The organism is Gaiella sp. (assembly GCF_035710885.1).
Classification (GTDB): domain Bacteria; phylum Actinomycetota; class Thermoleophilia; order Gaiellales; family Gaiellaceae; genus Gaiella.
Window position 1 is genome coordinate 93759 of the sequence record NZ_DASTCS010000076.1, and the last position, 20432, is coordinate 114190.

Below are 20432 nucleotides of genomic sequence, written 5' to 3' on the forward strand. Positions count from 1 at the left end.
GATGATACGAGGCGCGAATCCGCCGGTCCGCGTGTTGTAGGGTCGCCTCGTGAGCGGCATGTCGTGCGCAGGGGGATGAGCGCGCCGCTCGACGCCGACGCCGTCCGCGCGCTCGCCCCGGGCGAGCTGTACTCGCTCGCCGGCCGCGTGGCGATCGTGACGGGGGCGGCGGGCGGGCTAGGCCGGTGGTTCGCCGCGGGACTCGGTGCCGCGGGGGCGCGGGTGCTCGTGACCGACCTCGAGCAGGAGCCCGTCGACGAGCTGGTGACGCTCCTCGCCGGAGCCGGGGTCGAGGCGGCGGGAGTCGAGGTCGACCTCGCCGACGAGGACGCCCCCGAACGGCTCGTCGCGGCGGCGGTCGACGAGCTCGGTGGGGTGCACGTGCTGGTGAACAACGCGGCGGTCAACCGGCGCATGCCGATGCTCGAGATGGACCGCGACAGCTGGGACTGGATCACCCGCATCGACCTGCGCCTGCCGTACTTCCTCTCGCAGGCCGCCGCCCGACGGATGATCGCGCAGGGCGAGGGCGGCTCGATCGTGTCGATCTCCTCCCTGAACGCCCTGTATGCGCTCGAGCAGATCTCCGTCTACGGGCCGGCGAAGGCGGGGCTCAGCCAGCTGACGAAGGTGATGGCGCTCGAGTGGGCCGAGCACGGGATCCGCGCGAACGCGATCGCGCCCGGGTTCATGGACACGCCGCTGGCGGCCCCCGTCTGGGCGGACGACGACATGCGCCGCTGGATCCTGAACCGCGTCCCTGCCGAGCGGCCGGGGCTCCCGCGCGAGCTCGTCGGCGCCTGCCTCCTCCTCGCCTCCGACGCCGGCTCGTTCCTCACCGGGCAGACGCTGCACGTGGACGGCGGCGCGAGCGCGGGCGGGCGCTGGTTCCACCCCGATCGGTAGACCTGTAGGATCGCATTCCACCGGTCTGGCAGCAGAGGAGGTTCCATGAAGATCGCCGTCGTCGGCGCGGGCGCGATGGGCTCGATCCTGGGAGCCCGGTTCGCGCGCGGCGGCCACGACACCGTGCTCGTGGACGTGGTCGCCCCGCTCGTCGAGACGATCAACGCCGACGGCGTCACCGTCGTCCGCGGCGAGGAGGAGACGACGACGCGCGTGCCGGCGACCACCGACCCGGCCTCCGTCGGAGCCGTCGACCTCGTTGTCTTCTTCACGAAGTGCTACCACACAGCGGCCGCGGCCGAGTCCGCCCGGCCGCTCGTCGGTCCCGACACGGTCGTCGCGTCGCTCCAGAACGGATGGGGCAACGGCGACGTGCTGGCAGGCGTCTACCCGGAGGAGCAGATCGTCGTCGGCGTCACCTACAACAGCGGCCTCGTGCAGGCCCCGGCCCGGGTCGTGCACCCGGCCGACCAGCCGACGATCGTGGGCTCCTTCGCGGACGGCCAGGCCGACGACGCCCGGCCCGCCAGGCTGGCGGAGGCGCTCGCCGACGGTGGGCTCGAGGTGAGCGTTGCGGCGCCGGTGCGGCCCGAGATCTGGAAGAAGCTGATCCTCAACGCCGCGACGCTGCCGACCGCCGCGCTGACGGGGATGCACGCGGGCGCGCTCACCGCGCACGCCCCGATGCACGACCTCGTCAGCGACACGGCGCGCGAGGCGGTGGGCGTCGCGCGCGGCCTGGGCTACGACATCGACGCGCAGGAGCGCGTCGACTCGATCCACGCGCTGCTCGAGAAGGCGGGGCCTTCCAAGGCGTCGATGCTGCAGGACTTCGAGGCGGGGCGAAAGACGGAGATCGACGTGATCAACGGCGCCGTGGTGCGCGCGGCCGACGAGCAGGGCATCGAGGTGCCGTTGAACCGCGCGTTCGTGCAACTCGTGAAGGGCTGGGAGTCCCTGCGGGGCCTCGAGTGAGCACGCGGCTGACCTACCACGGCGCGGCCAGCTTCGAGATCGTCGGCCCGACGCACCGCATCCTGATCGACCCGTTCCTCTCGCAGAACCCGCTGGCCCCCTGCGCGCCCGACGAGCTCGAGACACCCGACGTGATCCTCGTCAGCCATGCCGCCTTCGACCACTACGGCGACACTGCGGCGATCGCGAAGCGGACCGGCGCGCCCGTCGTGTGCGACGCGGCTGTACGCGCGATGCTGATCGACGAGGGTGTCTCGCCCGACCAGGTCTCGGCGACGACCTGGGGGATCGTCGTCGAGGCGGCGGGCCTGCCGATCCGGCCCGTGGAGTGCCACCACTGGTCGTCGGGGACGCTGTCGGACGGCCGCCAGGTCGTCGGCAACCCGATCGCGTTCATCGTCGAGACCGAGCCGGGCGTGCGCATCTACCACTACGGCGACACGTGCATCTTCGACATGCGGCTGATCGGGGAGCTGTACCGGCCGACCGTGGGCCTGCTCGGCTGCACCCTCCCGCGCGAGCTCTCGCATCTGATCCCCGGCCCGGCGACGTTCCTGACCGGCGAGATGGACGCCGACGAGGCCGCGCGGACCGCCGAGATGCTCGGCCTCGAGATCGCGGTCGCGTGCCACTACCTGGCAAAGGACGCGGAGGTCGACCGCTTCCTCGAGCTCGTGCCGAAGTACGACACGACCGGCCGGCGCCAGGTGGTCGCGCCCGAGGTCGGCCAGACCCTCGTGGTCGACGGGTCGGACTGGACGCTCGAGGAGGCGGCTGCGTGACGCCTGTCACGCGGGGCGCCGTGCGCCGCGCCCGAGGGGCTTGAGCCCTCGCTTCCGCGTCGGCATCGGCAGCGATCTCACCGAGGCCGACGGCTCCTCGGTGCTTGCCGAGGCGGTGCGCGACCTGCTCGAGCCGGTGCCGGGCCTCGAGCTCACGACCATCGGCGAGCCGCGGGCCGAGCTGACCGCCTCGGACGTGGGCGACTGCGACGCCGCGATCACGCTGTGGCAGCCCGTCACGCCGCGGACGCTCGCGTCCGTCGAGCGGCTGGCGACGATCGCCCGCTGGGGCGTGGGCGTCGACATGATCGACCTCGACGCCTGCACCGAGCGCGACGTGCTGGTGTCCATCACACGCGACGCGGTGCGGCGGCCGGTGGCCGAGGCGATCCTCACGTACGTGCTCGTGCTCGCGAAGCGCGTGCTGGTCGGCGACCGGCTGGTGCGCACCGGGCGATGGGACGAGAAGGATGCGCCCCGCCTCGGGCTGCGCGGGAAGGTGCTCGGGACGATCGGGGTCGGGAACATCGGCGCGGAGCTGGTGGAGCTCGTGCGGCCGCTCGGCTTCGCGCGGATCCTCGCCTTCGACCCGTACGTGGGGGAGGACGAGGCGGCGCGGCTCGGCATCGAGCACGTCGACCTCGTCGAGCTCCTCCGCGAGGCGGACTTCGTGTGCGTCAACTGCCCCCTCACACCGGAGACTCGCCACCTGATCGGCTCCGCCGAGCTCGGCCTCATGAAGCCGACCGCCTACCTCGTCAACACGGCCCGCGGGCCGATCGTCGACGAGGCGGCGCTCGCCCGCGCGCTCGCCGAGGGGAGCATCGCCGGTGCGGCGCTCGACGTGTTCGAGGAGGAGCCCCTGCCCGCGGGCTCGCCGCTCAGCGGTCTCGGGAACGTCGTGCTCTCGCCGCACGCGATCGCGTGGACCGACGAGCTCGTGGCGCTGAACGGCTCCGGCGCGTGCGAGAGCGCTCTCGCCGTGCTGCGCGGCGAGGTGCCGCGCCACGTTGCCAACCCGGGCGTCCTCGACCGGCCCGGGTTCCGGGCGAAGCTCGCGGCGCTCCGAGAGCGCTGGGCGACGACCACAGAGTGAAAGGAAGGCCATGGCAGGCGAACCGAAGAAGCTCACGATCTTCGACGTCCAGGCGACGGTGGCCGCGGGCGAGAAGGTCTTCCAGGTCACGGCGACCGACTTCCCGACGGCGCTGCTCGTCGACCGCGCCGGGATCGACTTCATCCTCATCGGCGACTCGCTCGGCATGACCGCACTCGGCTACCCGAGCACCGTGCCGGTGACGATGGACGAGATGATCCACCACGCGAAGGCGATCAGCCGGGCTGCGAAGCGGTCGATCCTGGTCGGCGACCTTCCGCTCGGCGCCTACCACGCGTCGACTGCGGACGCGGTGACGAGCGCCATGCGGATGGTGAAGGAGGGCGGGGCGGACGTCGTGAAGATGGAGGGCGGCGAGGACGTCGTGCCGATGATCGAGGCGGTGGTGCGGGCCGGGATCCCGGTGATGGGCCACATGGGGCTCACCCCGCAGCTGATCTCGAAGCTCGGCGGCTGGCGGGTGCAGGGGAAGAGCGCGGCGGCGGGAGCGCAGCTCGTCCGCGACGCCGACGCGCTCGAGCGGGCCGGCTGCTTCGCGGTGGTGCTCGAGGCCATCCCCGACCGGGTCGCCACGCTTATCACCGAGCGGCTGCAGATCCCCACGATCGGGATCGGGGCCGGGCCGGGCTGCGACGGCCAGAACCTCGTGCTGCACGACCTCGTCGGCCTGTTCGACCGCTTCCTCCCCCGCTTCGCCAAGCGCTACGTGAACGTCGGCGAGACGATCGACGGTGCGCTCCGCGAGTTTCAACAGGAGGTCCGCGACGGCGTCTTCCCGTCCGCGGAGCACAGCTTCGCGATGGACGACGTGGAGTACGAGGCGCTGCTCGCGGAGATCGGCGATGACGCCTGAGCGCGGGGCGGGTCGTCGTGCTGTGCGCGTCGGAGGGAGCAACGCGCTCGCGCGCGGAGTGAGGATGCGCGCGCTCATCCGACCGGTACGGGGGGACTACCGGCGGGTCGAGGGTTGACGCGGCGCCTCGGCCGAACCGACGTGGAGCTCCCCGAGCTCGGGCTCGGCTGCGCTCCGCTCGGCGACCTCTTCGAGAAGCTGTGCGAGGACGTCGCGGACGCCACCCTCCGCGCGGCGTGGGAGTCGGGGATCCGCTTCTTCGACACGGCGCCGCACTACGGCGCCGGGCTCAGCGAGCACCGTCTCGGGCGCGCTCTGCGTGGCGTGCCTCCCGGCGACGTGATCGTCTCGACGAAGGTCGGGCGGGTGCTGCGGCCCTCGGACGCGCCCGATCCCGCAGGGCGCGGCCCCTTCGTGGGAGGGCTCCCCTTCGAGCAGGAGTTCGACTACGGCTACGACGGCGTCCACCGCGCCCTCGAGGGCTCGCTGCAACGGCTCGGCCGCTCGCGGGTCGAGCTCGTCGCGATCCACGACCTCGACCTCCGCCACCACCCCGACCCGCCGGTGCTGGCCCGTCATCTCGACGACCTCGCGACGGGCGGCGCCAAGGCGCTCGACGCGCTCCGAGCCGCGGGCGCGATCAGGGCCGTCGGCGCCGGTGTCAACGAGCTCGGGATGGTCCCCGTCCTGCTCGATCGCGTGGAGCTCGACTACGTGATCCTGGCCATGCCGTACACGCTGCTCGACCAGGAGGCGTTGGACGAGGAGCTGCCGCTCTGCGGCGACCGGGGCGTCGGCGTGATCGTGGGGGCGGTCTTCGCGTCGGGAATCCTCGCGGCGCCGCCCCTCGCCGGAGCGACGTACGGCTACGACGTCCCCCCGCCGGAGGTCGCCGAGCGCGTCGAGAGGCTGCGGGCGGTGTGCGGGCGTCACGGAGTGCCGCTGGGCACGGCCGCGCTGCGGTTCCCGCTCGGCCACCCGCTCGTCGCTTCGGTGATCCCCGGCGCCGTGCGGCCGGAGCAGGTGCACGAGAACGTCGAGCGGCTCGAGGCGCCGATCCCGGGGAGCCTCTGGGCGGAGCTGAAGGCGGAGGGCCTCGTCCGCCCGGACGCGCCGGACCCGGCTAACGGGTGATCTCGCGGACCGGGCTACGCGGCTGCACCTCGATCCCGAGGCCGGGCTTGCCGTTCAGCCGCACGCGGCCTCCCTCTGCGAGGGGCTCGCCCGCGAAGAGCCAGTGCGGGAGCTCGTTGCCGACCTCGATCGCGTGGGGCGGGAAGTACTCCGCCATCGGGCATGCGGGCTGGCTGGCGACGACGTGGTAGTTGTGCGCCTGGCCGGCGTGAGGGACGACCTCCAGCCCGAACGCCTCCGCGAGCGCGCAGACCTTCACCGCCTGGGTGATCCCCCCCACCCGGTTCGTGTCGAACTGCAGGACGCGCGCCGCGCCGCGCCGCGCGATCTCCGCGAAGCCGGCGAGCGTGAACTCGTGCTCGCCGTGGGCGATCGGGATGGGGCTCTCGCGGGTGAGCGCCGCGTATCCGTCGAGGTCGTCGGGGATCAGGGCCTCCTCGAGCCACCGTAGGTCGTAGGGCTCGAGCAGGCGCACCATGGCGCGGGCGTAGTCGAGGTTCCAGCCCATGTACGCGTCCGCCATGAGGTCGGCGTCGTCGCCGACGACCTCGCGCACCGTGCGCACGAGGTCGACGTTGGCACGCATCCCGCGCCGTCCGTCCGGTGGGCCCCAGAGGAACCGTTGCTTGAAGGCGGTGAAGCCTTCGTCGACGTAGCGCTGCGCCTCCGCGGCGAGGTCGTCGAGCGAGTCCGAGCCGTAGAGGCGGCTCGCGTAGACGCGGATCGTCTCGGCGCGGCGTCCGCCGAGCAGGTCGTGAACGGGCGCGGCGAGCGCCTTGCCGAGTGCGTCCCAGAGCGCGAGGTCGACGGCGCTGATCGCCACCATGCCGAGCCCCTTGCGGCCCCAGGCCATGGTCGCGCGGTACATCAGCTGCCACGTCTCCTGGATCTCCGCCACCGCCCGGCCGCGGATCAGCGGCGCCAGCCGCGTCTCGACGATCGGCGGGACGAGGTCGGCGGCGAGCGCGGCGTCGCCGATGCCGACGATCCCCGTCGACGTCTCGACCTCGACGACGAGCCAGCGGGGGAACGCGAAGCTGCGCTCGTCCCGGGCGGCGTCCCATCCCCGCAGGGGGTTCGCGTAGCGGACGCCCGCGCCCTCGGTCGGCGCCTCGAAGAGCCGGCAGCGGACGTCGGTGACGACGCCCGCGGGATGGTCGGCGTTCATCGCGCCGCTCCCAGGGCGCGCTCCTCGCGCAGCTCTCGCGCGAGGGCGGCGTCTCGCGCGCCGGCATCGTCGGAGACGTTCCCCTCGGTGATCGCCACGGTCGCGAGATCCGGCAGCTCTCGTGCGTTCGAGAGGTCGGGGACGATGCCTCGGCCCGAGCGGTTCCAGGTGTCGATGCCCCCGAGCGCCACCGCTCGGAGCGGACCCACGCGGCGCCAGCGCCGCGCGAGCCCTTCGCGCATCACCACGTCCACGTCCTCGGCGCTCGCCACCCCGTGCTCGACGAGCCACGCGCACTCGCGCACGAGCGCGAACTGCAGCCGGTTCCACACGAACCCGGGCACGTCCCGCCGCACGACGACCGGCAGCTTGCCGAGCGCGATCAGGGTCTTCCGTGCCAGCTCGACCGTCTCCGGGGCGGTTCGCTCCCCGCCGATCACCTCCACGGGCGGCATCAGGAGCGGCGGGTTGAGGTAGTGCGTCCCGACCGTGCGCTCGGGCGAGCCGATCGCCTCGCCGATCGCCGCGATCGAGAGCGACGAGGTGTTCGTCGCGACGTGGGCCTCCGGCGCCTCTGCGAGCGCTGCGCGGAGGACAGCCGTTTTCAGCTCGAGGTCCTCCGGGAGCGACTCGACCAGGAGGTCCGCGCCGCTAGCCGCGTCGCCCGGGTCGGCGGCGGTCGAGACGCGAGCGGCGGCGGCGCGCACCTCGTCCGCGGTGAAGAGCGCGTGCCTGTCGACCAGCGCGAATCCCTCGTCGACGCGCTGCTGCGCGCGCCGGAGATCCCGCGCGTGCAGCCGCACCTCGTGACCCCCGAGCGCGTACTCGCACCCGATCTGGGCTCCCATCAGGCCCGCACCGACGATCGCCACGCGCACGGGTCGTAGTATCGTCGTACAGCTTGGACGAGCGCGTCGCCATCGTCACGGGAGCGGGCTCCGGCATCGGCGAGTCCACGGCCCGGCACCTGGCGGAGCGGGGGCTCGACGTCGGGCTCGTCGGCAGGCGGCGCAACCGTCTCGACGACGTGGCGGCCGCGATCGCCGAGGCCGGCGGGCGCTCGTTCCCCCTCCCGGCCGACCTCGCACGCCCCGAGGCGCCGCAGGAGCTCGTGGAGCGCGTGCTGGCGGAGCGCGGGCGCGTCGACGTGATCGTCAACAACGCGGCGAGCTTCCGGCTCAAGACCGTCGACGAGTTCACGCTCGAGGAGTTCGACGACCACGTCGCGGTCAACGTGCGCGCGCCGTACTTCCTCGTCCGGGCCGCACTCCCGGCGCTGCGCTCGTCACCCGCCGCGGTGGTCGTCAACGTCTCCTCCGCGGCAGCCGGCATGTACCGGCGCGGACAGACCGTGTACGGGCTCACGAAGGCGGCCCTCGAGCACATGACGATGAACATGGCGGCGGAGCTCGCGCCCGACCGCGTCCGCGTCGTCTGCGTGCGGCCGGGCCCGGTCGCGACCGAGATCCACACCGCCGTCTCGGACCCCGAGGCGAGGCTGCGCGAGCTCGAGAAGCTCGTCCCGCTGGGGCGCGTGGGCCAACCCGACGAGATCGCCCGCTGGGTCGGTCATCTCGTCGACCGCGACGCCGACTGGGTAACGGGCACGGTGCTCACGGTCGACGGCGGCCGGATCCTCGGCCCGCCCGGAGCCTGAGCGCGCCGTCAGCCGCCGGGGCGGCGAGCGATCGCGCGCGGAAAGCGGTCGACCCGGAACGGCTCGAAGACCCCGGGCCGCGCTCCGGTGACGATCATCTCGGCCATCGCCTCGCCCGCGGGCGCCGAGACCGTCATGCCGAGCATCGAGTAGCCCGTCGCAAGGTAGGCGTTCCGGTACGGCTGCGCCCAGTCGAGGATCGGCAACCCGTCGACGGTCATCGGGCGGAGACCGGCCCACGGCTCCTCGTAGTCGGGCTTCTCGAGGTCGATGTAGCCCCGGGCGAGGTCGAACAGGTTCGAGATGCGCCGCTCGTCGATCGCGAGGTCGTATCCGGAGAACTCCATCGTGCCCCCGATGCGGACGCGGTCGCCGAGCGGCGTCACCCCCGCGTGGATGTCCGCGAAGAGGATCCCGTGCCTGGGCATCTGCTTCGGGGCGAGCAGGAAGGAGTAGCCCTTGCCGGGCTCCATCGGGATCTTCACCCCGAGCCTGGCGGCGAGCGGTGTCGTCCACGAGCCCGCGGCGAGCACGAACTGGTCACCGCCGACGTCGCCCGCGCCCGTGCGCACCGAGCGGACGACGGTGCCCGTGCCGTCGAACTCGATCACCTCGGCGCCCTCCAGGAACTCGACGCCCATCTCCCGCAGCCGCGTCGCGAGCCCCTCCACGAGCGTGTCCGCCTTCACGTTCCACTGCTCGGCCAGGTGGAAGCCCGCCTTCACGCGGTCGTTGAGGGACGGCTCGAGCTCGTGGATCTCGTCCTCGCCGAGCACGTCGTCCGGGAGGTCGTAGCCGTAGCGCCGCATCCCCTCGAGGCTGCGCAGCACCTTCCGGGCGTCCTCCTCCTTCTCCGTGGCGCAGACCATGCCGAGCTTCCAGAGCTCGAACTCGATGCCGTCGGCGACCATCCCGTCGACGAGCTCGAAGCAGGGCTGGCCGAGGGCGGCCAGGGCGGCCGTGCCGCGGTCGTAGTCACGCTCGTTGCAGTACGTCCAGAAGCGGAGCAGCCACGGTGTGAGCCGGGGCAGGTAGCTCGGCCGGAAGTAGAGGGCCGAGTCGGCCCGCACGAGGGCCCGCAGGCCGTAGACCGTGAGCCCCGGCTCCGGCAGCGGGCCCGCCTGCGCGGGCGCGATCCAGCCGCCGTTGCCCCATGAGGAGGCTGTGCGCGCCCCGACCCGCGCACGGTCGACGACCGTGACGTCGACGTCGCGTCGGCGCAGGTAGTAGGCGCAGCAGAGCCCGGAGATCCCGCCTCCGATGACGACCGCCTTCACGGGATGCCGGCGGTCGCCTCGACCTCGATCAGCATCCCCGGGACCGTGAAGCCGGTGACGATCGTCGTCCGCACGGGCCGCGGGGCCGCGAAGTACTCGGCCCAGACGGTGTTCCACTCGTCGAAGTGAGCCGGGTCGAGGAGGTAGCACTGCACGCGCAGCACGTGCTCGGGCCCCGTGCCCGCCTCGGCGAGGGAATCCATGATCTGGTCCATCACGTTCCGCGCCTGAACGCCGAAGTCCGTGGAGACGACCTCCATCGTGGTCGTGTCGATCGGGGCGCGGCCGGACAGGAAGAGGAGGTCGCCCCACCTGACCGCGCTCGAGATGAGCGGCTCCGAACCGCCGACGGGGAGCTCGCCGACGACGACACGCCCGGTCATTCCACGCACCTCCTGGTCGTTTTGCGAGAATCGATCATACGGCATGCCTGACGACCGGAGCACGTTCCTGATCGGGGTCGAGCGCGGCACCCGCACGCCCGACGGCAGCTTCGTCTTCGCACCGTACGACCTGTCCCCGCTCGAGGTCGACGGCATCCGCTGGGCGTTCCTCGCCGAGGACGCCCGTCCGCTGACGCCGGGTCTCCTCGAGGGGCTCGACGGCCTCTACCACTACTCCGCGCCGGTGACCGAGGGCAGCCTCGACGGGGTCGACCGGCTCGTGCTGCTCGCGCGCCACGGCGTCGGCCTCGACTTCGTCGACCTCCAGGCGTGCACGAGGAGAGGCATCGCCGTCACGATCACCCCGCAGGGCACCACCCGGCCCATGGCCTCCGCTGCCGTCGCGCTCGTGCTCGCGTGCAGCCACCGCCTGCACGAGCGCGACCGGACGCTGCACGAGGGTGACTGGGGCCCCGGGCGCTTCCTCCCGCAGGGCTTCGGCCTCACCGGCCGGGCGCTCGGCGTGATCGGCTACGGACGGATCGGGCGCGAGGTCGTGCGCCTGATGGCGCCGTGGGAGATGGACGTCCTCGTCACGCAGCGGACGCCGGTGGTGGAGGAAGGCGTGCGGCAGGTTCCGCTCGAGACCCTGCTGGCCGAGTCCGACGTGGTCGTCGTCGCCTGCCCGTTGACCGAGGAGACACGCGGCCTGCTCGACGCGCGGCGGCTCGGACTGATGAAGCCGACCGCGTTCCTCGTCAACGTCGCGCGCGGCGCGATCGTCGACCAGCGCGCCCTCGTCGAGGCGCTTCGCGAAGGACGCCTCGCGGGCGCGGGCCTCGACGTCGTCGACCCCGAGCCGCTGCCCGCGGAGGACCCGCTGCTCGAGCTGCCGAACGTCGTCGGGGCGCCGCACTCGCTCGGGTACACCGACCAGCTCGTCCGCGGCTGCGTCGAGTCCGCCTGCGCGGCGCTCCTCTCCGCCGCGGCCGGGCGCGTTCCCGCCGACCTCGCCAACCCGGCCGTCGTCGACAACCCGCTCTTCATCGAGAAGCTCGCCCGATTCGACGCCCGAGGAGGACAGCCATGACCACGACCGCCGAGCGCCTCAGGCTCCTGCACGGCTCCGCCGCCCCGATCGCCGAGATGCGCACCTTGCACGCCGGGCCCGTGACCGCGCTGCTCGACGGCATCGACCTCCGCTACCTGCGCATCGGCGACACCGAGCTCGTGCGCCGCGTCTACGCAGCGGTGCGCGACGTCGACTGGGACACCGTGCCGGCCGCCGTCTCGGGCCTCGAGGTGGAGCAGGCCGACGCGAGCTTCCGCGTCGAGTTCGACGCCCGCCATGCACGTCGGGAGATCGACTTCAGCTGGCACGGGAGGATCACCGGCGACGAGAACGGCCGCGTCGAGGTCGTCTTCGACGGGCGCGCCGAGAAGGTTCTCCCGTACAACCGGATCGGGATCTGCGTCCATCACCCGTGGCGCGAGACGAAGGGCGCCCGCTTTCGCGCCAGGACCCCGGACGGCGAGCTCGACGGGGCCTTCCCCGACGAGATCGGCGCGCAGGCGTTCGTGGACGGCGCCTACCGCGCGCTCTTCCCCGCCTACGACCGGCTCGAGATGGAGCTCCCGGGGGGCGGGCGGCTCCTGCTCGAGCTCGAGGGCGACCTGTGGGAGACGGAGGACCACCGCAACTGGACCGATGCGAACTTCAAGACGTACTCGACGCCGATCGCCCTGGGCCGGCCCGCACCGCTCGAGGCCGGCCAGCAGCGGCGTCAGCGCCTCGTGATCACCCCCGTCGACGTCCCCGCGGGCGCGGGCAGCGAAGGCCCCGTCCGGCTGTCGGTCGGCGAGCCGACCGGCACCCGCGTCCCCGCGATCGGCCTCGGCCAGGACCGGGATCACCACCGGCCCGACGCCGGTGAGCGGGAGCTCCTGGGCGCGCTGGCGCCGGCACACGTGCGTGCGGAGGTGCATCTCGACCGCGGCGACTGGGGAGACGCGCTCGCGGCCGCACAGGAGACCGCTGCGGCGACCGGATCCAGGCTCGAGGTCTCGCTGCACGCGCTCGAAACGCACTCGGCCGAGCTCCAGGCTCTGACGGGCGCGCTCGACGGCGGGCCGCCGGTGGCGCGGGTGCTCGTGATCAACGCAGACTCGCGCACGGCGACGCCCGCAGAGACCACGCGCCCTGCCCTGATGGACACGGTCAGAGCCGCGCTCGGCGAGGCGCTTCCGGACGCCGCGTTCGTCGGCGGCACGGAGATCTACTTCACCGAGATCAACCGCACGCGGCCCCGGCACGGGACGTGGGACGGGATCTGCTACTCGCTGACGCCGCAGATCCATGCCTTCACCGACGTCGACATCGTCGAGAACCTCGACGCGCAGGCGGAGACCGTGCGAAGCGCGCGTGCCATCGCAGGCGACAAGGCGGTCGTCGTCTCGCCGATCACCATGCGCCGCCGCCTCAACTTCCACGCGGCGGGCGCCCCGCCGCCGGACGTCCCCGGCGAGCTTCCCGACTCCGTCGACGTCCGTCAGTCCTCGCTCCTCGGCGCGGCATGGACGGCGGGGAGCATCAAGTACGTCGCCGAGGCGGGGGCGTCGTCGGTGACCTACTACGAGACCACCGGTTGGCGCGGCGTGCTCGAGCGCGCTGTCGGCACCGAGCTGCCCGACGCGTTCCGATCGGCCCCGGGCGAGGTGTTCCCGCTCTACCACCCCCTCGCCGACGCAACCGAGTGGGAGGGCGCCGAGGTGCTGGCGTGCGAGTCGAGCGACGTGCTCGCGGCCGTGGGCCTCGCGGTCCGGCCGGAGGACGGCGGCACGCGCCTGCTCGTCGCCAACCTGCAGCCCCGCGAGCAGGAGGTCGTCGTCGCCCCCACCGAGGGGAGGCTGGCGCTACGAAGGCTGAACGAGTCGACCGCGGCAGAGGCCTCGTCCGACCCGGCGGCGTTCAGGCGCCCCGCCGAGAGCGTCGAGGCGGCAGGGGAGCTCGAGCTCACGCTCGCCCCGTACGAGGTCGTCCGGGTCGACCCGGCGTAGCTCCCGTCGCCGTCTTCCACCTCAGTCGGCCACTGTGACCCCGGCGAACGGCCACGGCGCACGGCTGCGATGCCAGTCCGTCACCGCCTGCACGGCGGCCCCCGCCCGCAGGACGAGCCCGTCGCGCCCGCGCGCCGCGGCGAGCTGGGCGCCGACGGGCGCCCCACCCGCGCTCGTCCCGCACGGGAGCGACAGCGCCGGGACGTGCGCGAACGCGAAGACGAAGGTGTAGGGGACGACGGCGTTGGTCGTCTCCACCGTGTCCGCGCCGGCGGCGAAAGGCGCCTCGACCGGGATCGTCGGCGTCAGGAGCAGGTCGACCGCGCAGAAGACGTCGTCGAGATGGTCTGTCCAGCGCACCTGGGCGTCGCGTAGTCGCTCGAGGTCTGCGCTCCTCAGGTCGGCCGCCAGCGCGAGGCGCCGCCTGGTGCCTCCCTCGAGCGCCTCCGGACGGCTCGCAAGCGCCTCTCCGTAGAGGGTCAGCGCCTCGCCCCGGATCAGACGGGAGCAGGCGTCGACCGCGTCCTCCCAGCCCGGGAGCTCGACCTCGGAGAGCGACGCGCCGAGCTCCTCGAGCACCACGGCGAGCGACCGGACGCACGACGCCACCCCCGGGTCGGCCGCCGCGAGAAACGCCTCGACGACGCCGACGCGCACGCCGCTCAGCTCGGCGGTGCCGTCGAGCGCGAGCGGACGGTCGCTCGACGCCGGCTCCTCGGGATCGAATCCGGCAACGACGGCCAGCAACGAGCGTACGTCCGTGACCGCGCGCGCCAGCGGTCCCACCGTGTCGAGCGAGGCCGCCATCGGCTGCACGCCCCGGTTCGAGACGGCGCCGTAGGTCGGCCGAATTCCGGACACCCCGCAGAGCGACGCCGGCAGCCGGACGGAGCCGCCCGTGTCCGTCCCGATCGCGCCGACGCAGAGGTCCGCGGCGACCGCCGCGCCCGACCCGCCGCTCGAGCCGCCGGGGATCCGGTCCGGCGCAGCGGGGTTGACGACCGGGCCGAACGCCTCGTTCGCGGACGTCGCGCCGAACGCGAGCTCGTGCATGTTCGCCTTGCCGAGGATCACTGCGCCGGCGGCGCGCAGGCGGCGGGTGACCCCGGCGTCCTCCGTCGCCACCCGGTCGGCGAACAGCCGGGAGCCGACCGTCGTGGGTACGCCGGCGACGTCGATGTTGTCCTTGAGCACGATCGGCATGCCGTCGAGGGGTAGCGGGTCTCCACGGCTGCGCCGGTCGTCCGCCTCCCGAGCCTGCGCGAGCGCGAGCTCCGGAGTGATCGTGATCATCGCGTGCATGGAGTGCGCTTCCTCGAGCCGGCCCAGGCACGCCGCGGCGAGCTCGACTGCCGGCACGCCCGGCCGCAGCTCGGGGTCGTCGACGAGCGCCCGGATCTCGTCGTCGGTCATGCGGCCGCTGAGACGGCGTCGAGCGCGCGCAGGACGGCGTCCCCGGCCTCCACCGTGCCCGCCGTGCCGCCGAGGTCGCCCGTCAGCCCCGAGCCGTCACGCAGCGCGGCTCCGACCGCGTCCTCGATCCAGACCGACGCGCGAAGGGCAGCATGGTCCTCCCGTCGCCGCCCGAGCCAGTCGAGCATCATCCCGGCCGAGAGGATCGTGGCGAGCGGGTTCGCGATCCCCTTCCCGGCGATGTCGGGGGCGGAGCCGTGGGCGGCCTGGAAGAGCCCGTGTGCGTCGCCGACGTCCGCGGAGGGCGCGAGGCCGAGCCCTCCGACGGTGCCCGCACCGAGGTCGGAGAGGATGTCGCCGAACATGTTCTCGGCGACGAGGACGTCGAACGTCGCGGGGCGCTGCACCAGATACAGGGCGGCCGCGTCGACGTAGACGGCCTCGAAGGCGACCTCCGGGTGCCGCGCGGCGACCTCGGACGCGACCTCGCGGAAGAAGGCGTACGAAGCGAGCACGTTGGCCTTGTCGACGCACGTGACCAGCGGCGGCCGCCCCCGTCCGTCCTCCGCGCGGGCCTCGGCGAGCCCGAAGGCCGTCTCCGCGATCCGGCGCGTGCCGGCCCGCGTGACGATGCTCGTGTCGGCGGCGACCTCGCCCTCCACGCGGCTGCCTCCGTGCCTGCCGGCGTAGAGCCCTTCGACGTTCTCGCGCACGATCACGTAGTCGATCCCGACGCCCGCGTCACGCAGCGGCGTGGGGGCGCCCGGGTAGAGGCGCACCGGCCGGATCCCCGCATAGAGGTCGAGTCCGAAGCGAAGCCGGAAGATGACGTCGGTGCCGGCCTCCCTGCCGTCCGGGTGGCGCGCATCCGGGAGACCCGCCGCGCCCATCAGGATCGCGTCCGCCGCGTCGCAGGAGGCGTAGACGTCGTCCGCGATCGCCTCGCCGCTGCGCCGCCATGCGCCCGCGCCGACGGTGAACGCCTCGAGGCGGAGGTCGACCTCGCCGCCCGAGAGCTCTGCCACGCGCTCGAGCACCCGTACGGCCTCTCCGACGACCTCAGGGCCGATCCCGTCGCCCGGGAGAACGGCGATGTCGAACGTCATCCGGTCGCTTCGACGAAGGCCCGATAGTCCTCGACGTACTGGGCGATGCCGTCGCGGATCGAGGCGTACTGCGGCTCCCAGCCGAGCTGCGCCCGCGCGTTCTCGATCGAGAGCTCCGCCCGCAGCGCGACGACCGGCTTCTCCGCCTCGGAGAGCTCCTCGCCGATCTCGACGTCGGCGCCGGGGACGAGCTCGCGCACGATCTGCGCCACCTCCGTCGTGGTCACCATCTCCCCGCCCGTGGAGCCGTAGAAGATCCGGTCCGCGTCCCCGGGGGCGTCGAGCATCGCGACCACGAGGCCCGCGATGTCCCGGGCGTGGGTGTACGCGCGCGGGTGGGCGCCGCCGAACTCGAAGTGCGCCGGCTCGCCGCGCACCGCGTTCTCCACCATCGCCTTGATCGGCCCCACGAACTGGTTCATGCCGAGCCCGTACACCGCCGAGGGCCGGATCGTGCGGAAGTCGAGCCCGAGCGCCTGGTTGTACGCGAAGAGCATCGCCTCGGCGGCGACCTTCGTCGATCCGTAGAAGTCGGTTCCCGGCCCGGCGTCTGCGAGCAGGATCGGGTGGTTGGCGTCGATCGGCTCGTACATGACCCGGGGGAGCACGCCGATCGACGAGAAGTTGACGATGCGGGGGACACCGAAGGCGATCATCGCCTCGACGAGGTTGATCACGCCTCCGACGTTGACCTGGAACGCGGTCGTCCGGTTCGTGGCCAGGTACGCGGGGTCGAGGATCATCCCCGCGTGCACCACCTCGTCCGGACGGTGGACGCGGAACACGTCGAGCACCCGCGCCTGGTCGCCGATCGAGGCGAGCTCGAAGGGCACGTCGGCGGCGGTGTCCCCGATCGTGAAGCGCGCCTCCGGGATGAAGTCGCGCACGTCGAGCACCACGACTTTCCGTCCCGTGTCGAGCAGCGCGCGCACGAGGTTTCCGCCGATGAAGCCGGCGCCGCCCGTGACGAGCGTGGTCCGCTCGCCGACCGGCTTGCGCTCCGCGCCGCGGGCGCCGATGTCGATCTCCGGCCTGCCCATGCCCTGCTGGTAGCGGTTCTCGCTCATCCGGCCCTCCTCGTCTGGATCAGCCCTGGACGGCCCCGAGGGTGAGCCCGCGCACGAGGTGCCGCTGCAGGAGGATCCCGAGCAGCAGGGCCGGGATCAGCGACACCATCGTCAGCGCGCTCGCCTCGCCGTAGAGGTTGCCCTGGAAGGACGTCGCCATCCCCGCGAGGGCGACCGGGAGCGTCACCGCGTTGTCGCGTCCGAGCACGACCGCGAACAGGAACTCCGTCCAGGAGAAGATGAAGGCGAAGGCGGCCGCGGAGACGACGCCGGGCGCCGCGAGCGGCCAGGCGATCTTGCGCAGCGCCTGGATGCGCGTGCACCCGTCGACGAGCGCTGCCTCCTCCAGCGAGGGGGGCATCTGCCGGAAGTACGTGTACATCATCCAGACGGTGAAGGGCAGCGCGAAGACCGTGTAGAGGAGGACGAGTCCGGTGCGCGTGTCGATCAGCGCGTACCCGAGCCACTCCTCCGAGTAGCGGCTGTAGAGGAGGAAGATCGGGATGATGATCGCGATCGGCGGCAGCATGCGGCCGGACAGGAACCAGAAGGCGAGGTGCTTCCCGCCGGTCCGGAAGCGGGCCATCGAGTACGCGGCCGCCGTCCCGATCAGAACGGCGAGCACGGTGGTGACGCTCGCGATGATCAGCGAGTTCTTGAGCCCCTTCCAGCCGTTGAACTTGTTGAGCGCCTCGGCGTAGTGCAGGTCGGTCGGCTCGTCCGGCCACCACACCGGCGGCGACGCGAGCAGGTCGCCCTGGGGCTTGATCGACGCGACGGCCACCCAGTAGAGCGGCACGAGCAGGAAGACGAGCCAGACCCCGATGACCAGGAAGCGGAGCCACCCGACCCGCAGCCTCCAGCCGAGGATGACCTTCGCCGAGTCGTCCGACCGCCTGGTCGATGCTTGCGAGCTCACGCCGTCACCGGCTTGAGCAGGCGCCTGACGAGCCAGAACGCAATGAACGTCAGCATCAGCATGAACATCCACGAGCCGGCGGTGCCCTGGCTGAGGTGGAACAGCTGGAACCCCTGTTGATACAGGTAGTACGTCGTCGTGTACGTGTCCGTCCCCGGCCCGCCCCGCGTCAGCGTGAAGATGATGTCGAACAGCTTGGCGGCGTCGATGAAGCGGAAGGTGACCGCCACGAGGATGATCGGCGCCAGCAGGGGCAGCGTCACGAAGAAGAAGGCCTGCCGCGGCCTGGCACCGTCGAGGTCGGCGGCCTCGTACATCTCGTCCGGGATCGAGGCGAGGCCTGCGAGGAGGATCACGAACATGAACGGCGTCCACTGCCACGCGTCCGCGACGAGGATCGAGACGTAGGTCCATGGCGAGTCGAAGGTGAAGTCGATCGAGGTCTGGCCCGGGACGAGCCAGCTGACGATCTGGTTGGCGGGTCCCTGCGGCCTGCGCAGGAAGAGGTCGAAGAACATCCCGACGATGACCGGGCTCACGAACAACGGGATCACGAACAGCACCATCAGCACACGCCGTCCGCGGAACGGCCGCAGCATCGCGAGGGCCAGGATCAGGCCGAGGGCGAGCTCGATCAGGGTCGCACCGGCTGCGAGAGCCCCCGTGATGTAGAGGGAGCGGCGCCAGACCGGATCCTCCCAGTTGATCCGGAAGTTGTCGAGGCCGACCCACGGATGCTCCTCGCCGAGCGAGAAGTCGTACTGGACGAAGCTCGTCCAGATCGAGAACACGAGCGGGAAGACGGTCAGCGCGAGGATCACGAAGATCGCGGGCGCGACGAGGATCCACTTGATGTTCCGGTCCACCCAGGAGGAGGCGGCCCGTGGCCGCCTCCTCGTGGTCTGTGCGGCAGTCGTCGACGCCACCGAGACGGCTTGCGTCAGATCTTGACTGCCTGGCCCTTCCGCGCAGGCGTGTTGTTCTTGGTCGAGCCGAGGTAGTTGTTGAGGAAGTTCTGGTACCCGGCGCGCTGCTTGTCGACGCCGAGCCTTTCCGTGATCGTGTCCCACTCCTTCGCGACGTCGTTGAGGGTCTGCTGCACGTTCCCGCCCGCGTAGATCTTGGACATGCCGCGGTCGAGCGCGTTGGCGTAGTCCTGGGAGCCGGTGTAGATCGGGTCGAGCACGGAGAAGTTCGCGCCCTCGGCCAGCTTCGCCAGGTACTGGCTGGCCGCGGGCCAACGGCGCGCGAACTGCTTGGAGCGGTAGTGGGAGATCCGGTACGGGTCACGCAACGTGTAGGGCAGCTGCACCCGCTGCAGCGACACCGACGGGCTCGTCGCCCACTGGTTGAAGAGGTACGCCAGCTCCTGCTGCTTCGACGTCGCCATGACGCCCTTGATGAACGAGCCGGCGTGCTCGCCGTTCTGGCCGGGCACGACCGCGTAGCCGACCTTGCCCGCGATCTTCGACCTCGGGATGAACGCGAACGCCTTGTCGCGCTGCGCGTAGTTCTCCGACATCCGCCCCGTCGGCGGCCAGGAGAAGATCATCGCCGTCTTGCCCTCGAGCCACTGCACCCACGCCGAGACGACGTCCAGCTTCTCCACGCCCGGGGGCGACGCCTTGTTCTGCGCGAGGATCTGGTTCATCGTCCGCACGCCGATCGCGTTGTTGATCAGCGCCTTCATCGTCCGCGGGTTGAAGAACTCACCGCCGTTCGAGCGGAACTGCTGGTAGAAGTAGAACTGGTTGCCCGGATTGCCGACGGTGCGGCCGAGGCCGGTGCCGTAGACGCGCGGTGCCATCTGGTCGGTGATGAACTGCGCGACCAGGCTGAACTCGTCCCAGCCGCGCGGCACGCGCAACGCCCTGCCGTACTTCGCGCGGTACGCGTTCTTCAGCTTCGCATTGTTGAAGACGTCCTTGCGGTAGTAGAGGATCCAGACGTCGCCGTCGTCGAAGAACCCGTACTGCTTGCCCTTGTACTTCATCATCGGGCGGAAGAGCGGGTGGTAGTCGTTCATCGTCGCCTGCGCCCTGTGCTTCCTGATGAAGCTGTCGATCGGCGCGAGCACCTGGCGCTCCGCGAAGTCCGGGACCCACACCGGCGAGCCGTCGACCGAGTCGATCGCGCCTGACCTGGCGATGTGCTCGGCGATCACCGTCGAGTAGATCTCGGCGAACGGCTTCTCGATCACCCTCAGCTTGACGCCGGTCAGCCTCTCCCACAGCGGGCCGGTGAAGTTCTTGTCGTCGAGTGCCTGCAGGCCGGACTCGTTCGTCTTGGTGAGCGTGGCCCCGGAGAACTGCTTGGCCGCGTCCACCGCGCGCTTGGCGATCGGGTCTGCGATCGCGGCGTCGCTGCTCGTCGACGCCTGGATCGCGGCTTCGGCCTGCTCCTCCGCCATGAAGAACGGCCCGGCGGCAGCGGCTGCGGCGAGGAGCTTCGCGCTGTCGAAGAGGAAGTCCTTGCGGCCCACGCGGTGGTCGAAGACGGATGCACCCTCGTCGTCGAGCCCGTCGATGTGCTCAGTCACTGTGCCCTCCGATCCTTCCGATGGCCTGCTGTATGACCAATTTGTCGATCATGGCGCCTCGCTGCTGCCTCGTCAAGTC

The 20432-nt window shown here is 71.9% G+C and carries 19 protein-coding genes; 9 read left to right on the top strand and 10 right to left on the bottom strand.

Annotation, left to right across the window (positions count from 1 at the left end):
• The first annotated feature begins 75 nt into the window (after positions 1–75).
• The 6 genes from VFO26_RS17360 to VFO26_RS17385 all read left to right on the top strand — a co-directional run bounded on the left by VFO26_RS17360 (position 76) and on the right by VFO26_RS17385 (position 5767).
• A complete protein-coding gene (locus tag VFO26_RS17360; protein WP_325116343.1) occupies positions 76–906 on the top strand; it encodes an SDR family NAD(P)-dependent oxidoreductase in 831 nt (276 codons plus the stop codon).
• A 45-nt stretch (positions 907–951) separates the two neighbouring features.
• Positions 952–1881, top strand: a complete 930-nt coding sequence (locus VFO26_RS17365; RefSeq protein WP_325116344.1) for a 2-dehydropantoate 2-reductase — start codon at positions 952–954, stop codon at positions 1879–1881.
• A complete protein-coding gene (locus VFO26_RS17370) occupies positions 1878–2663 on the top strand; it encodes an MBL fold metallo-hydrolase (RefSeq protein ID WP_325116345.1) in 786 nt (261 codons plus the stop codon). The genes VFO26_RS17365 and VFO26_RS17370 overlap by 4 nt, the downstream gene beginning before the upstream one ends.
• A 40-nt stretch (positions 2664–2703) precedes the next feature.
• Entirely contained in the window at positions 2704–3759 is a 1056-nt protein-coding gene (locus tag VFO26_RS17375; protein WP_325116346.1) for an NAD(P)-dependent oxidoreductase, read from the top strand.
• A 10-nt stretch (positions 3760–3769) separates the two neighbouring features.
• Entirely contained in the window at positions 3770–4633 is an 864-nt protein-coding gene (gene panB, locus VFO26_RS17380) for a 3-methyl-2-oxobutanoate hydroxymethyltransferase (RefSeq protein ID WP_325116347.1), read from the top strand.
• A 114-nt stretch (positions 4634–4747) separates the two neighbouring features.
• Positions 4748–5767 carry an aldo/keto reductase gene (locus VFO26_RS17385; RefSeq protein ID WP_325116348.1) on the top strand — a complete coding sequence of 340 codons (1020 nt, stop codon included), beginning with the start codon at positions 4748–4750 and terminating at the stop codon, positions 5765–5767.
• Here the strand turns inward: VFO26_RS17385 and VFO26_RS17390 are convergent.
• The gene (locus VFO26_RS17390) at positions 5757–6935 is read right to left on the bottom strand and encodes an enolase C-terminal domain-like protein (RefSeq protein WP_325116349.1); all 1179 of its coding nucleotides are present in this window, start codon (positions 6933–6935) and stop codon (positions 5757–5759) included. The genes VFO26_RS17385 and VFO26_RS17390 overlap by 11 nt on opposite strands.
• Positions 6932–7813, bottom strand: coding sequence for a 3-hydroxyacyl-CoA dehydrogenase family protein (locus tag VFO26_RS17395; protein WP_325116350.1), 882 nt, complete (start codon positions 7811–7813; stop codon positions 6932–6934). Before VFO26_RS17395 ends, VFO26_RS17390 begins: the two co-directional genes overlap by 4 nt.
• Before the next feature lie 23 nt (positions 7814–7836).
• Here VFO26_RS17395 and VFO26_RS17400 point away from each other — a divergent pair, with 23 nt between their 5' ends.
• The gene (locus VFO26_RS17400; protein WP_325116351.1) at positions 7837–8592 is read left to right on the top strand and encodes an SDR family oxidoreductase; all 756 of its coding nucleotides are present in this window, start codon (positions 7837–7839) and stop codon (positions 8590–8592) included.
• An 8-nt stretch (positions 8593–8600) separates the two neighbouring features.
• Here the strand turns inward: VFO26_RS17400 and VFO26_RS17405 are convergent, their stop codons facing one another.
• Positions 8601–9869, bottom strand: coding sequence for an NAD(P)/FAD-dependent oxidoreductase (locus tag VFO26_RS17405; RefSeq protein WP_325116352.1), 1269 nt, complete (start codon positions 9867–9869; stop codon positions 8601–8603).
• The gene (locus VFO26_RS17410; RefSeq protein ID WP_325116353.1) at positions 9866–10252 is read right to left on the bottom strand and encodes a RidA family protein; all 387 of its coding nucleotides are present in this window, start codon (positions 10250–10252) and stop codon (positions 9866–9868) included. Before VFO26_RS17410 ends, VFO26_RS17405 begins: the two co-directional genes overlap by 4 nt.
• A gap of 43 nt (positions 10253–10295) precedes the next feature.
• On the opposite strand from VFO26_RS17410, the gene VFO26_RS17415 reads away from it, so the two are divergent.
• Positions 10296–11342 carry an NAD(P)-dependent oxidoreductase gene (locus tag VFO26_RS17415; RefSeq protein WP_325116354.1) on the top strand — a complete coding sequence of 349 codons (1047 nt, stop codon included), beginning with the start codon at positions 10296–10298 and terminating at the stop codon, positions 11340–11342.
• Positions 11339–13309, top strand: coding sequence for a hypothetical protein (locus VFO26_RS17420; RefSeq protein ID WP_325116355.1), 1971 nt, complete (start codon positions 11339–11341; stop codon positions 13307–13309). Before VFO26_RS17415 ends, VFO26_RS17420 begins: the two co-directional genes overlap by 4 nt.
• A 21-nt stretch (positions 13310–13330) precedes the next feature.
• Here the strand turns inward: VFO26_RS17420 and VFO26_RS17425 are convergent, their stop codons facing one another.
• The 6 genes from VFO26_RS17425 to VFO26_RS17450 form a co-directional block, all read right to left on the bottom strand.
• On the bottom strand, positions 13331–14722 hold the full coding sequence (locus VFO26_RS17425) for an amidase (protein WP_325116356.1): 1392 nt from the start codon (positions 14720–14722) through the stop codon (positions 13331–13333).
• Positions 14719–15828 (bottom strand): isocitrate/isopropylmalate dehydrogenase family protein, encoded by a 1110-nt coding sequence (locus tag VFO26_RS17430; protein ID WP_325116357.1) that lies wholly within the window; start codon positions 15826–15828, stop codon positions 14719–14721. The genes VFO26_RS17425 and VFO26_RS17430 overlap by 4 nt, the downstream gene beginning before the upstream one ends.
• Positions 15825–16895 (bottom strand): NAD(P)-dependent oxidoreductase, encoded by a 1071-nt coding sequence (locus VFO26_RS17435; RefSeq protein WP_325116358.1) that lies wholly within the window; start codon positions 16893–16895, stop codon positions 15825–15827. Before VFO26_RS17435 ends, VFO26_RS17430 begins: the two co-directional genes overlap by 4 nt.
• Positions 16896–16914: 19 nt before the next feature.
• Positions 16915–17814, bottom strand: coding sequence for a carbohydrate ABC transporter permease (locus VFO26_RS17440; protein ID WP_325116359.1), 900 nt, complete (start codon positions 17812–17814; stop codon positions 16915–16917).
• Complete coding sequence (locus VFO26_RS17445; protein WP_325116360.1) at positions 17811–18680, bottom strand: sugar ABC transporter permease; 870 nt, start codon at positions 18678–18680, stop codon at positions 17811–17813. Before VFO26_RS17445 ends, VFO26_RS17440 begins: the two co-directional genes overlap by 4 nt.
• 74 nt (positions 18681–18754) lie before the next feature.
• A complete protein-coding gene (locus VFO26_RS17450) occupies positions 18755–20353 on the bottom strand; it encodes an extracellular solute-binding protein (RefSeq protein ID WP_325116361.1) in 1599 nt (532 codons plus the stop codon).
• Between the last annotated feature and the right edge of the window lie 79 nt (positions 20354–20432).